This window comes from Streptomyces sp. cmx-18-6, assembly GCF_046548915.1.
GTDB lineage: Bacteria > Actinomycetota > Actinomycetes > Streptomycetales > Streptomycetaceae > Streptomyces.
Window position 1 is genome coordinate 494051 of the sequence record NZ_JAEBEP010000001.1, and the last position, 13130, is coordinate 507180.

11 protein-coding genes are annotated in these 13130 nt (G+C 71.1%); 2 read left to right on the top strand and 9 right to left on the bottom strand.

Translation table 11 applies throughout. From position 1 onward, the window contains the following. Window positions 1–415 precede the first annotated feature (415 nt). From ppdK to ACLJPL_RS02290, 6 genes are all read right to left on the bottom strand, one after another. Window positions 416–3127 (bottom strand): pyruvate, phosphate dikinase, encoded by a 2712-nt coding sequence (gene ppdK / locus ACLJPL_RS02265; RefSeq protein ID WP_411078930.1) that lies wholly within the window; start codon window positions 3125–3127, stop codon window positions 416–418. A 381-nt stretch (window positions 3128–3508) separates the two neighbouring features. Then, on the bottom strand, window positions 3509–4150 hold the full coding sequence (locus tag ACLJPL_RS02270) for an HAD family hydrolase (protein ID WP_411079444.1): 642 nt from the start codon (window positions 4148–4150) through the stop codon (window positions 3509–3511). A gap of 50 nt (window positions 4151–4200) precedes the next feature. Next, the gene (locus ACLJPL_RS02275; RefSeq protein WP_411078931.1) at window positions 4201–5376 is read right to left on the bottom strand and encodes an ABC transporter ATP-binding protein; all 1176 of its coding nucleotides are present in this window, start codon (window positions 5374–5376) and stop codon (window positions 4201–4203) included. Window positions 5377–5382: 6 nt separating this feature from the next. After that, window positions 5383–6351, bottom strand: a complete 969-nt coding sequence (locus ACLJPL_RS02280) for an ABC transporter permease (RefSeq protein ID WP_411078932.1) — start codon at window positions 6349–6351, stop codon at window positions 5383–5385. Further along, entirely contained in the window at window positions 6339–7310 is a 972-nt protein-coding gene (locus tag ACLJPL_RS02285; protein ID WP_411078933.1) for an ABC transporter permease, read from the bottom strand. The genes ACLJPL_RS02280 and ACLJPL_RS02285 overlap by 13 nt, the downstream gene beginning before the upstream one ends. Beyond that, a complete protein-coding gene (locus ACLJPL_RS02290) occupies window positions 7310–8488 on the bottom strand; it encodes an ABC transporter substrate-binding protein (RefSeq protein ID WP_411078934.1) in 1179 nt (392 codons plus the stop codon). Before ACLJPL_RS02290 ends, ACLJPL_RS02285 begins: the two co-directional genes overlap by 1 nt. Window positions 8489–8756: 268 nt before the next feature. On the opposite strand from ACLJPL_RS02290, the gene ACLJPL_RS02295 reads away from it, so the two are divergent. Next, window positions 8757–9512: a GntR family transcriptional regulator gene (locus tag ACLJPL_RS02295; protein WP_411078935.1), complete on the top strand. Its 756-nt coding sequence runs from the start codon at window positions 8757–8759 to the stop codon at window positions 9510–9512. Window positions 9513–9655: 143 nt separating this feature from the next. Here the strand turns inward: ACLJPL_RS02295 and dusB are convergent, their stop codons facing one another. Together dusB and ACLJPL_RS02305 are read right to left on the bottom strand one after the other, a co-directional pair. Beyond that, window positions 9656–10804: a tRNA dihydrouridine synthase DusB gene (dusB, locus tag ACLJPL_RS02300; protein WP_411078936.1), complete on the bottom strand. Its 1149-nt coding sequence runs from the start codon at window positions 10802–10804 to the stop codon at window positions 9656–9658. A gap of 49 nt (window positions 10805–10853) precedes the next feature. Beyond that, window positions 10854–11210 (bottom strand): phage holin family protein, encoded by a 357-nt coding sequence (locus ACLJPL_RS02305; protein ID WP_411078937.1) that lies wholly within the window; start codon window positions 11208–11210, stop codon window positions 10854–10856. A 666-nt stretch (window positions 11211–11876) separates the two neighbouring features. Between ACLJPL_RS02305 and ACLJPL_RS02310 the strand changes: the two genes are divergently transcribed. Then, window positions 11877–12122, top strand: coding sequence for a hypothetical protein (locus tag ACLJPL_RS02310; RefSeq protein WP_411078938.1), 246 nt, complete (start codon window positions 11877–11879; stop codon window positions 12120–12122). A gap of 233 nt (window positions 12123–12355) precedes the next feature. Here ACLJPL_RS02310 and ACLJPL_RS02315 read toward each other — a convergent pair whose 3' ends face one another. Further along, the gene (locus ACLJPL_RS02315) at window positions 12356–12628 is read right to left on the bottom strand and encodes a hypothetical protein (protein WP_411078939.1); all 273 of its coding nucleotides are present in this window, start codon (window positions 12626–12628) and stop codon (window positions 12356–12358) included. Window positions 12629–13130: the final 502 nt, after the last annotated feature.

Sequence of the window (13130 nt, forward strand, 5' to 3'; positions counted from 1 at the left end):
GGCCGTGGGGGGCTTTGTGTGTTCGGCGGCGGTGGGCGACGGTGCGGCTCCGTACCCGACGGGGGTAAGCCGGGTGCGGTCCATGGGTGGGGATCCATGGACCGCACCCCGGTCCACCGGAGAGCCGTCAGAATCCACCGGAGAGCCCCCTGAATTTCTTTGCGCATTAAACGAAGCAATGTGCGCTACGACACATCCACTGCCCGCATTCCGTACACCGGCACAAACCGGTAGCCCTCATTCCGCCCCGGGGCGATGGACGGCACATATTCCGCGGGCAAGACGAAGCGGCGGCGCCCCCGCACAGGGCGCCGCCGCTTCTCGGCGTTCCGGGGATCCGGCCAGGGTGGCGGACCGGTGAGGGATCCGATCCAATTCCCTTTTAAATCCCCGGAGTTGGTCTCACGAACCGCACTCAGCGGCTGTCGCTTCCCCGCGACTGCGCCGCCGCCCGGCCCGCTTCCAGGCGCGCCACCGGGATGCGGAAGGGCGAGCAGGAGACGTAGTCGAGGCCCACCTCATGGAAGAAGTGCACCGACTCCGGGTCGCCGCCGTGCTCGCCGCAGACGCCGAGCTTGAGGTCCGGGCGGGTGGCCCGGCCGGCCGCCACGGCGCTGCGCACCAGCGCGCCGACGCCGTCCTTGTCGATCGTCTCGAACGGGGAGACCCCGAAGATGCCCTTCTCCAGGTACGCGGTGAAGAACGAGGCTTCCACGTCGTCGCGGGAGAAGCCCCACACCGTCTGGGTCAGGTCGTTGGTGCCGAACGAGAAGAACTGGGCGGCCTCCGCGATCTGGCCCGCCGTCAGCGCGGCGCGCGGCAGCTCGATCATGGTGCCGATGGTCAGCTTGAGGTCGGTGCCGGTGGCCGCCTGGACCTCCGCGATGACCCGGTCGGCCTCCTCGCGGACGATCTCCAGCTCCTGGACCGTGCCGACGAGCGGGATCATGACCTCGGGGCGCGGGTCGCCCTTGGCGTTCTTGCGCTGGGCGGCCGCCTCCGCGATGGCCCGCACCTGCATGGCGAACAGGCCGGGGATGACGAGCCCGAGGCGCACTCCGCGCAGGCCCAGCATCGGGTTCTGCTCGTGCAGCTTGTGGACCGCCTGGAGGAGGCGGAGGTCGTTCTCGTTGGCGTCCTTGCGGGACTCCGCGAGCGCGACGCGCACCGACAGCTCGGTGATGTCGGGCAGGAACTCGTGCAGCGGCGGGTCGAGCAGCCGTACGGTGACGGGCAGCCCGTCCATCGACTCGAACAGCTCGATGAAGTCGGCCTTCTGGAGCGGCAGGAGGGCGGCCAGCGCGCTCTCGCGCTCGTCGTCGGTGTCCGCCAGGATCAGCTTCTCGACCATCTCGCGGCGCTCACCGAGGAACATGTGCTCGGTGCGGCACAGCCCGATGCCCTGGGCCCCGAAGCGGCGGGCCCGCAGCGCGTCCTCGGCGTTGTCCGCGTTGGCCCGCACCCGCAGCCGGCGCACCCGGTCCGCGTACGCCATGATCCGGTGCACGGCGGCGACCAGCTCGTCCGCGTCGTCGGCCCCGGCGTGCATCCGGCCCTCGAAGTACTCGACGACCGGCGACGGCACGACGGGCACCTCGCCCAGGTAGACCTTGCCGGTGGAGCCGTCGATCGAGACGAGGTCGCCCTCCTCGATCACCTTGCCGCCGACCGTCATCCGGCGGCGCTTGGTGTCGACCTCCAGGTCCTCCGCGCCGCAGACGCAGGTCTTGCCCATGCCGCGCGCCACGACCGCCGCGTGCGAGGTCTTGCCGCCGCGCGAGGTGAGGATGCCCTCGGCGGCGATCATGCCTTCGAGGTCGTCGGGGTTGGTCTCGCGGCGGATCAGGATGACCTTCTCGCCGGAGCGGGACCACTTGATCGCGGTGTACGAGTCGAAGACGGCCTTGCCGACCGCCGCGCCCGGCGAGGCGGCGATGCCCCGGCCCAGCAGCTCGGTGGCGGCCTCCTCGTCGAAGCGCGGGAACATCAGCTGCGCGAGCTGCGCGCCGTTGACCCGCTGGAGGGCCTCGGCCTCGTCGATCAGGCCCTGGTCCACGAGCTGGGTGGCGATCCGGAAGGCCGCGCCCGCGGTGCGCTTGCCGACCCGGGTCTGGAGCATCCAGAGCTGGCCGCGCTCGATGGTGAACTCGATGTCGCAGAGATCCTTGTAGTGGTTCTCCAGCGTCTCCATGATCTGCATGAGCTGGTCGTACGACTTCTTGTCGATCGACTCCAGATCGGCGAGCGGCACCGTGTTGCGGATACCGGCGACGACGTCCTCGCCCTGCGCGTTCTGGAGGTAGTCGCCGTAGACGCCCTGGTGGCCGCTGGCCGGGTCGCGGGTGAAGGCGACGCCCGTGCCGGAGTCGGGGCCGAGGTTGCCGAAGACCATCGAACAGACGTTGACGGCCGTGCCGAGGTCGCCGGGGATGCGCTCCTGGCGGCGGTAGAGCTTGGCCCGGTCGGTGTTCCACGAGTCGAAGACCGCGTTTATGGCCAGGTCCATCTGCTCCCGGGCGTCCTGCGGGAACTCGCGTCCGGCCCGGTCCTGGACGATCTTCTTGAACTGCTTGACGAGCTTCTTGAGGTCGCCCGCGGCCAGGTCGGTGTCGACGCTGACCTTCTTGGCCGCCTTGGCGTCCTCCAGGGCCTCTTCGAAGAGGTCGCCGTCGACGCCCAGGACGGTCTTGCCGAACATCTGGATGAGCCGGCGGTAGGAGTCCCACGCGAAGCGCTCGTCGCCGGACTGGGTGGCGAGACCGGCGACCGAGGCGTCGGAGAGGCCGATGTTGAGGACCGTGTCCATCATGCCGGGCATGGAGAACTTCGCGCCGGAGCGTACGGAGACCAGCAGCGGGTCGTCCGCCTGGCCGAGCCGCTTGCCCATGCGCTCCTCCAGCGCCGCGAGGTGCGCACTCACCTCGTCCCGCAGCTCCTTGGGGGCGTCACCGCTCTCCAGGTAGACCTTGCACGCCTCGGTGGTGATGGTGAAGCCCGGAGGGACGGGCAACCCGAGGTTGGTCATCTCGGCGAGGTTGGCGCCCTTGCCGCCCAGAAGATCCTTCAGATCCTTGTTGCCCTCGGTGAAGTCGTAGACGAACTTCTGGGGATCTTTGTTTTCCGACACGGGTCTCGACTCCTCGAGGACGCGGTGGCTGCCCTGACGGCCAGGAACATACCCAGATCGAAGGTGTATGGGTACGTCCACTTGGTCGTCATGCGGCCGCAACCACCCGTCCGCCAGCAGATCTAAAGCTCCGCTTCGGCGGGCGGGCTGCGGGCCTTCGTTCGGATCCTGAAGGCATCATGGCCGATTCTTGACCCTCGACTCTCATATGAGCGGACTGTTCCGCACCTGAGTACACTTCCCGAAGGCTGTTACGTGGCACTGAGTGCCAGGTCTTCCAGAAGTGCAGCCACCGCCATAACGCTCATCTGAGCGCACCCCCGATCAAGGGTGGCGCGAATCACGCTGGTTTCGGACCCTGGATTTCAGGATTCGGACGGCTCAGGGCAGCTCAGGACGGCTCAGGCAGTCGCTCAGCACCCCGAGATCCACCTCTTCCAGGCTACGGGCGAACGTCCGCCCCCGCCCGGGGGCCACCGGCAGCAGCGAGGGCACCACCAGCACCGCGCACCCCGCCGCGTCGGCGGACGCGGTGCCGTCCGGGGAGTCCTCCACCGCCACGCAGGCGGCGGGATCGGCGGCGAACCGCTCGGCCGCCGCCCGGTACGGGTCCGGATGCGGCTTGGTCCGTACGGTGTCGTCGGCCGACAGCGTGAAGGCGAAGTCCACCCCGGCCAGCGACCCCGCCACCACCGCGTCCACCACACTCCGGGGCGAGGCGCTGACCAGGGCGAACGGCACCCCGGCGCCCTCCAGCGAGGCCAGCAGCGCTGCGGCCCCGGGCCGCAGCGGCGCGCCCGCGTCGACCTTCCGGAAGAAGGAGTCGGTCAGCTCGGCGGCGGTGGCGGGCAGGGTCGCGGAGTCGCCCCCCGTCACCCCGATCAGATGAGCGGCGGTGTCGGCGACGGCGCGGCCGACGACCTCCGGGGCGTCCGCGTCGCTCAGCCGGTGGCCGAGTCCGGCCGCGACCTCGCGGGCCGTCTCCCACCAGAGCACCTCGGTGTCGACCAGGGTGCCGTCCATGTCGAAGAGGACGGCGGCGGGGGCGGGAGCGGGAGCGGCGGGGGTGGTCCTCACGCCTCCGCCCGGTGGTCGTCGGCGTGCGTGGCATCGGGTGCCGTCGTCTCCCGTACGGGTACGACGAGCACCGGGCGACGGACCGGGGTGACCCGTGCCCGTACCCCGGGAGCCAGTGCGGTGGCGTCCCGCGACGGCAGGTCGGCCTTGACCGCGACGCCGTCCGGGAGGTCGAGGAGGACCCGGGTGACCGAGCCGAGGAAGGCGGCGGAGACGACCGTGGCCGTGCCGTCCGGGTCGGCGGTGACGCCGATGCTCTCGGGCCGCACGAGCACGTCGACCGCGCCCCGGCCCGCCGGGATCTCGCCGTCGACCGGGAGCGTGCCGCCCGCGACCTCCACCGAGCCGTCCCCGGTCAGCCGGCCCGGCACCCGGTTCATGGTGCCGACGAACTCGGCGACGAACGGGGTGGCGGGGCGCTCGTACAGCTCGGCCGGCGGCGCGCACTGCTCCAGGCGGCCCGCGTTGAGGACGGCGACCCGGTCGGCCATGGACAGGGCCTCCTCCTGGTCGTGGGTGACGAAGATCGTGGTGATGCCCAGCGCCAGCTGGAGGCGGCGGATCTCCTCGCGCAGGGTGAGCCGGACCTTGGCGTCGAGCGCCGAGAGCGGTTCGTCCAGGAGCAGGACCCGGGGGCGCAGGGCCAGCGCGCGGGCCAGGGCGACGCGCTGCTGCTGGCCGCCGGACATCTGGTGCGGGTAGCGGTCGCCGTGGGCGGGCAGCCCGACGAGTTCGAGGAGCTCGTTCGCGCCGGCGTGCCGTTCGGCGGTGGCCACGCCCCGCATCCGGGGGCCGAAGGCCACGTTGTCGCGGGCGTTGAGGTGCGGGAAGAGGCTGTAGGACTGGAAGACCATGCCGGCGTCGCGCCGGTTGGCGGGGACCGGGGTGATGTCCTCGCCGTCGACCAGGACCTCGCCGGAGTCGGGCTGCTCGAACCCGGCGAGGACCCGCAGCGCGGTGGTCTTGCCGCAGCCGGAGGGGCCCAGCAGGGCGAGGAGTTCGCCGGGTTCGGCGGTGAGGTCGAGTCCGTCGAGCGCCACGGTGGGGCCGAACGCCCGGCGCAGGGCGCGGAACTCCACCCGGGCTCCGGCGGCGGAGGCTGGGACGCCCGCTGTGCGCACCGGCTCGGGACGGCCGGTGGTGGCGGTGGGCGGGGCTGGCAGGGCTGACATGGGTGGCTACTCCTTGCCGGGTACGGGGGTGGGGGCGGCGGCCGGGCCGGTGGCGGAGGCGGCCGGGGCTCCGGCGGCCGGCGCCGCGGCGGTGGGTCCGGCCGGGACGGCGGCGGAGGCGGGCGAGGCGGTTCCGGCGCGCGAGAGGACGAGCAGCAGGGCCCAGGTGATGAGCAGGGACAGCAGGGAGACGGCGACCGACATCCGGGCCTCGGCCCCGGAGACGGTGACGATCCACACCGCGAAGGGCCGGAACCCCAGCAGCGAGGCGACCGTGTACTCGCCCAGCACCAGCGCCAGGGTGAGGAAGGAGGCCCCGGCGAGCGACGAGCGCAGGTTCGGCAGGATGACCCGCAGGAGCACCTGCGTCCGGCTCGCCCCGCAGTTGCGGGCCGCCTCCACCAGCGTGGGGACGTCGACGGCGCGCAGCCCCGCGTCCAGCGAGCGGTGCACGAACGGCAGCGCCAGCACGGTGTAGGCGAGGACCAGCACGACGGGGAACGACTCGTTCTGCACGGCCAGGAAGGTCTGGTAGAGCGGGGTGCGGGAGAAGTGGTCGGGCCCCCAGCGCAGCACGGTCGCGATCCCGGTGACCAGGGCGATCGGCGGCACCACCAGCGGCATCATGCAGACGATCTCGACGACGGCCCGCAGCCGGGGCGGCCCGAGCCGCACCGCGACGAGCGCGGGCACGACGAGCAGCAGGGCCAGGGCGATCGTGGCGGCGGCGAGGGAGAGCGAGAGGAACAGGCTCTCGGTGAAGCCGTCCGCCGACAGGATCCCGCTGTACGCCTCGAAGGTGAGGCCCTGGTTCGGCACGTGGACCGTGAAGACGAACGAGGAGAGCAGCGGGGTGACGAAGTACAGCCCGGCGACGGCGAGTACGGCTCCGCGCCAGTAGCGGGGGCGCGGGCGGCGGGCCGCCTTCGCCGGGGCCGAAGCGGGAGCGGCCGGGACGGTGGTCAGTGCAGCCATCGGGAGCTCCGTCGCTGGAGGGGCAGATAGACCGCCATCACCAGTGCGGCGATCACGATCATGTCGAGGCTCAGCGCCAGCGCCACGTTCTCCTGGCCGACCAGGACGTTCCCGGAGAGCGCGTCGGCGATCTTCAGGGTGACCAGCGGTACGGAGCCGCCGACGAGGGCGGCGGCCGTGGCGTGCGCGGCGAAGGCGCTGCCGAAGAGGAGGACGAACCCGCCGAGCAGCGAGGGCGCGAGCACCGGGAGTCCGACGTACCGCCAGAACTGCCAGGCGGTGGCCCCGTTGTTGCGGGCGGCCTCGCGCCACTGGGGGCGCAGCCCGTCCAGCGCGGGGACGACGACGATCACCATGAGCGGGATGAGGAAGTAGAGGTAGATGACGGTGAGTCCGGTGAAGGAGTAGAGGTTCCAGCCGAGCGCGTCCAGGTGCCCGAGCTGCGTGACCACCCCGGAGATCCCGAGGGTGGCGACGAAGGCGAAGGCCAGCGGGATGCCGCCGAAGTTGGCGAGCACCCCGGAGGCGGTGAGCACGGCCCCGCGCAGCGCGCCGCGCCGGGAGGTGACGACGGCCTGGGCGATCAGCACGCCGCACACGGTGGCGATGGCGGCGGTGAGCGCGGAGAGTTCGACACTGCCGGTGAGGGAGTTGAGGTAGGGCCCCTGGAGCGAGCGTCGCAGGTGCTCGCCGGTGAACTCGGTGGTGCCGGCGACCGGGTCGGTACGGGTGATGGCCCCGTACAGCAGGGCCCCGGCGGGCAGTCCGAAGCAGAGCCCGGCGAAGACGAGCAGCGGGAGCGCGCCGAGCCAGGCGCGGGGCGGCCGGCGGCGACCGGCACGGCGGCCGCCTTTCCGGCCGGTGGCCCTCCGGCCTGGGGCTTGTCGGCCTGGGGCTTCTTGGCCTGCGGCGGGGGCCGCCCCGGGTCCCGGGGCGGCGGACGGGTGGGCGGAAGTCATCAGGAGACGGCCTTGTCCCAGTTCTCGGAGAGCGTGGCGTTGGCCTGGTCGAGCTCCTCGGAGGAGGGGAAGGCCGGGGTGCCCTCGACCTCGGGCAGCTTGGTGACGAAGGTCTTGTCGGCGGTGCCGTCCTCGGTCATGGCGGGCAGCAGCACCGGGCGGGCGTACCCCTTCAGCCAGAGGTTCTGGCCCTCGGTGCTGTACAGGTACTCCATCCACAGGCGGGCGGCGGCCGGGTGCGGGGCGTCCTTGTTGATGGCCTGCGAGTAGAACTGGGCGTACACGCCGTCGCTCGGCACGGAGACCTGCCAGTCGACGCCCTTGCCCTTGAACTGGTCGGCGTACCCGGCGTTGAGGTAGTCCCAGTCGATGCTGATCGGCGTCTCGCCCTTCTCGACGGTCGCCGGGGTGGACTCGACGGGGATGAAATTGCCGCTCTTCTTCAGCTTGCCGAAGAAGTCGATGCCGGGCTGGATGTCCCCGAACGAGCCCTTGTTGGCCAGGGACGCCGCGTACACGCCGCCGAACGCGGAGCCGGACTTGGTCGGGTTGCCGTTGAGGGCGACCTTGCCCTTGTACTCGGGCTTCAGCAGGTCCGCGAAGGTCTCGGGGCAGTTCTTGATCCGGGCGGCGTCGCAGCCGATGGAGACATAGCCGCCGTAGTCGTTGTACCAGCGGCCGTCCGCGTCCTTCTGGCTGTCGGGGATCTTGTCCCAGGAGGTGACCTTGTACGGGGCGAAGAGGTTCTCGGCCGCTCCGCTGCGGGCGAAGGCGATGCCGAGGTCGAGGACGTCGGGGGCGCGCTTCTGGCCCTTGCGGGACTTGACGGCGGCTATCTCGTCGGAGCTGGACCCGTCCGGGTTCTCGCTCTTGATCTTGACCTTGTACTTGGCCTGGAAGCTCTTGATGATCTCGCCGTAGTTCGCCCAGTCCGGCGGCAGGGCGATCACGTTCAGCTCGCCCTCCTTCTCGGCGGCGGCGACCAGCTTCTCCAGCCCGCCGAAGTCGGCGACCGAGGTGGCCTCGGTGGACTTGACCCCGTTCACGCCGGTCGCGGCCTTCTCCTCGGGCGCGGCGCCGCAGGCGGTGAGGGCGGTGAGAACGGCGGTGGAGAGGGCGAGGGCGGCAACGGCGCGGCTGTTGGCGCGGATACGGGGGCGGGGTCGGGCTCTGCGCACGGTAGGTCTCCCAGAAGCGAAGCGTGAGGGCCACTTGTTCATACAAGCTGGCACCAGTTCGCCCGGGCCAGGTGTCCGGGAAGTTAACGTCCCATGTCTACTGCCGCAAGAGGGCAGGAAGAGGAAAGCCCACTATCCAGCGGTTGTGGTAGATAACGACCTCGCATCGAAATGCTCTGCGCCGGCGCTAGAGTGAGCGGCAGGACCGTCACCGACGAGCGGACCTGTACACAGCCATCGATCCGTATCAGCCGGCCGAGGGGGACGCGTGAGCCATTCGCGCTATCGGGAGATCGCCGAGTCGCTGCGGCACGCCATCCGCACCGGCGTCCACCCGCTCGGCTCCCGGCTGCCGTCCGAGAGCGACCTCGCGACCCGCTGGTCCGTCTCGCGCGGCACGGTCCGCCAGGCGGTGGCGCTCCTCGCGTCCGAGGGGCTGATCGGCTCCCGGCAGGGGGCCCGGCGGGTCGTCCTGCGCCAGGAGCGCCGCCAGAGCTTCCAGCAGCTCAACAGCTTCGCGCAGTGGGCGCAGGCGATGGGGTGCGAGGTCTCCAGCCGCATCCTGACCCGCGCCACGCGGACCGCGACCGACGAGGAGGCGGAGCGGCTGGACGCCAAGCCGGGCAGCGACGTGCTGTACGTGCTGCGGCTGCGGTGGCTCGACGGCGAGCCGGTGATGGTGGAGCGGACCGTGTACGCGGGCTGGGTGGCCCCGGCCGTCCTGGCGCTGCCGGAGGACTGCGTCTCGATCATGGACAGCATCGCGGAGCGGGCGGACATCGTCGCGCACTACGGCGAGCACCTGATCGACGCGGTCGCGGCGGGCAGCGAGGACGCCCGGCTGCTGCGGGTGCGCCGGGCCAGCCCGCTGCTGCGCCAGCGCCACCTGACGTACACGGCGGCGGGCCGGGCCATCGAGTGGACGGACGACCGCTACCGGGCGGGCAGCGTCGTCTTCAACGTGATGAACTCGGCGGCCGCGGCCCCGCTGGAGCGGAGGGCGGGCCCGGACGTGGGCGGCTGAGCCCTGGGCGTACCGGCTCGACCGGCGCGTACGGGCTCAGCCACCTCCGTACCGGCTCGACGGCTCGTACGGGCTCAGCCACCTCCGTACCGGCTCGACCGGCGCGTACCGGCTCGGCCGCCTCCGTACCGGCTCGTACGGGCTCAGCCGCCGGAGGTGTCCAGCTCCGCGTCGGCGCCGACGCCCGAGCAGTCGTACGGGTCCTTGAGCCAGCCGTCCGGCAGGACGACCCGGTTGTTGCCCGAGGTCCGCCCGCGCGGTCCGTCCGCACCCTCCGGCCAGGGCTGGTCGAGGTCCAGCTCGTGCAGCTGACCGCCCAGTTCCTCCAGCGAGGAGGTGACGGCCAGCTTCTTGCGCATCTCGGAGCCGACCGCGAAGCCCTTCAGATACCAGGCCACGTGCTTACGGAAGTCGATCACGCCCCGGGCCTCGTCGCCGATCCACTCCCCCAGCAGCGTCGCGTGGCGCACCATGACGTCCGCGACCTCGCGCAGGGTGGGCGCGTGCCGGGTCGCGCTGCCCTCCATGGCGTTCACCAGGTCCGCGAAGAGCCAGGGCCGTCCCAGGCACCCGCGCCCGACGACGACGCCGTCGCAGCCGGTCTCCCGCATCATGCGCAGGGCGTCGTCGGCGCACCAGATGTCGCCGTTGCCGAGCACCGGGATCTCCGGGACGTGCTCCTTCAGCCGGGCGATGGCGTCCCAGTCGGCGGTGCCGCCGTAGTGCTGGGCGGTGGTGCGCCCGTGCAGGGCGACAGCCGTCACCCCCTCCTCCACGGCGATGCGGCCCGCGTCGAGGAAGGTGAGGTGGTCGTCATCGATGCCCTTGCGCATCTTGATGGTGACGGGGAGGTCCCCCGCGCCCGAGACGGCCTCCCTGAGGATGGCCCGCAGCAGGGGCCGCTTGTACGGGAGCGCGGAGCCGCCGCCCTTGCGGGTGACCTTGGGGACCGGGCAGCCGAAGTTCAGGTCGATGTGGTCGGCCAGGCCCTCGTCGACGATCATGCGGACGGCCTTGCCCACGGTGACCGGGTCGACGCCGTACAGCTGGATCGAGCGCGGTGTCTCGGTCGCGTCGAAGTGGATGAGCTGCATGGTCTTCTCGTTGCGCTCGACCAGCGCCCGCGTGGTGATCATCTCGCTGACGAACAGCCCCTTGCCCCCGGAGAACTCCCGGCACAGCGTCCGGAACGGGGCGTTGGTGATGCCGGCCATGGGCGCGAGCACCACCGGCGGCCGCACGGTGTGCGGGCCGATGCGGAGCTGGGGGAGGGCGGGGGCGAGCGTGGTCATTGCTCCATTGTCGCGTACGCGGGAGGAGTGGCCGCGTGCACCGTGGTGATCACGCGGCCCGGCCGTAGCCCTCGGCTCCCTCGGCGGGCGAACCGCAGGGGTCGCCGGGGTCGCGGGGATCACCGGGATCCCCCGGCTCGCAGGGACCGCAGGGCCGGCCGGTCCGCCGCAGCCGGCGCTTCTGGCCGGCGCGCAGGAGGGCCCAGACGATCAGCAGGACGCCGGTCAGCACCCAGGCGGCGACCCAGGCGACGGACCACCAGGCGGCTGCCGGCTCGATGAAGGCCACGGCGGCGGTGAGGAGCATGGCGACCGCGTGGGCGTAACACAGCAGGACGCCGGCCCAGTGAGTGGTGCGCTCGATTCCGCAGAGGTCGGGTCTCGACCGCCGTTCGTCCTGTTCCATGTTTCCCCCCGTAGCGTCATGCGCTTCTTTGCCCGACCTTGAACGTTCATGCGTTCGGGCGCGAGAAGCAATGGTCGACAGGGGCGCTTTTCGGTCTACCCCTCCACAGCCGCTCCGAACAGTTGCCACAAGGAAAGTGATGCCCGGGAAGGGGGACGTTTCGGGGTACACGGGGCGAAGACGTCGGCTCGTTCTGGCTCATTCGCGCAGGTCTGGTCGAGAACTTGTCAGCGTTGCGTGAAGGACCTGGGCACGGCACGGGGACATCCACCGGCCGAAACGTCCGTCCAGGGCCTCTGAGCCTTTTCCTGCCCGGGCACGGCAAAACAGTTGCCCCAGGGCAATGTCGAGGCAAAGTCGGAGTTCCTGGTACAAGCACGGCACCACCGTCGACAACGGTGAGGAGACCGCCGTTCAAAACTGCCCGATTATTCGGTCCGATCCGCCGAGCGGCTGGATACCGAAGAGGCATGACCAGTAGCGCACCGCGTTCGCGGCGGCTGCGGTGCGCCCTACAACAGGATGAAAAAGACTCATTGTCCTCCTGCCGCGCCCAGCCTTTCGGCACATGGCTCAAGTTCTCTGCTTTGGCCAGATCACGCCTATTTCCGCAAGCTCGGCACGTGACACGATCACCACTCAAATTGATCACGGACGGGGATTTTCATGAAGACATCCACGCTGAAGCGCGCCGCGGCGCGTGTGAGCACAGCCGCTGTCGGCGCCACCGCGGTGCTGGCCCTGACGGCCGGAACGGCTTCCGCCGAGACCGTCGTGCGGTGGTATTCGTACACGGCCAAGGGGGCCAAGTCCTGTAACGCGGCCGCTAACGCGGCGGGGCCGGAGTACTACTGCAAGGCCGTGCACTTCGGCGGATCCGCCGGCTCGGTCTGGGCGCTGACCCGGCCGTAACCGCCAGCCGCTCGCAGCTGAGCACCGAGGCCCCGGAGCCGTCACCGAAAGCTCATTCGTGACGTCGGCTCCGGGGCCTCGGTCGCGCTCCCCTTCCGCTGTACGAAGCCCTGACCAGCCGCGACGCCCGGCATTCGCACCGCCTGGACGGCCTGCGCGGACGACCGCGGCACGGGCCCCCGCGGCCGTCCGCCGACCGGGGCCACGGCGTCGGCCCGTGGTGTCGGCACGGTCTACCGAGGGCGGGTCGGCTCCTTGCGCAGGAGCTCGCCCGCGGCGCAGGAATGGTCGGGGTCCACGGCGAGGCAGAGGCCGAAGCCTCGATCGTCGCGTTGGACCCGGGCCTGGAGGTCGCACTCCCCGGCCGGACCGTCGACGTCCGCCGCCAGGACGAAGGACGCTCCCTCGACCGCCGACTCCGACGCCACCAGGGTCGTCGACGCGCCCTCCCGCACCCAGAACTTCCATGTGCCGGACAGGTCCGTCCGGCACGGATGGTCGGGCACGGCATGGCTGATTCCGCTGGCCGAAAAGTCATGATCATCCGACACCCGGAGGCCGGCTCCGCGGGCATTGCCCCAGTCTCCGACCAACTCGGCCTGCCGGATCACGGTCTCTTCGTCACCCGCCCCGGCACACGACGTGCACGCGAGGACCAGACATCCGAGAACCACGGCCGCACGCCGGAAGGAACTACCGGCCGAGCGGCGCGTCCCGCCCCCCGGCGCCGTCGCGGACGGCCCGCGACGGTCGAATCGGGCGGAGGTCTCCCCCGTAAAGCCCATGCCCCACCCGCCCGTTCGAAAGTGCTGGAAGTGCCGGAAGTGCCGGAAGTGCTGGAAGTGCTGGAAGTGCCGATCGCGCACCCTGCGGGCGAGGTCCGCAACGAGAGCCCGGCGAAAGCCCGAAGCCAGCCTGCCACACGTTTTGAATGCGTTCAATCAGCGGTGCCCGCCGGGCTGACCTGCGAAGTCGACGAAGGCCGGCCCCTGTTCCTTGAGCCTCTCG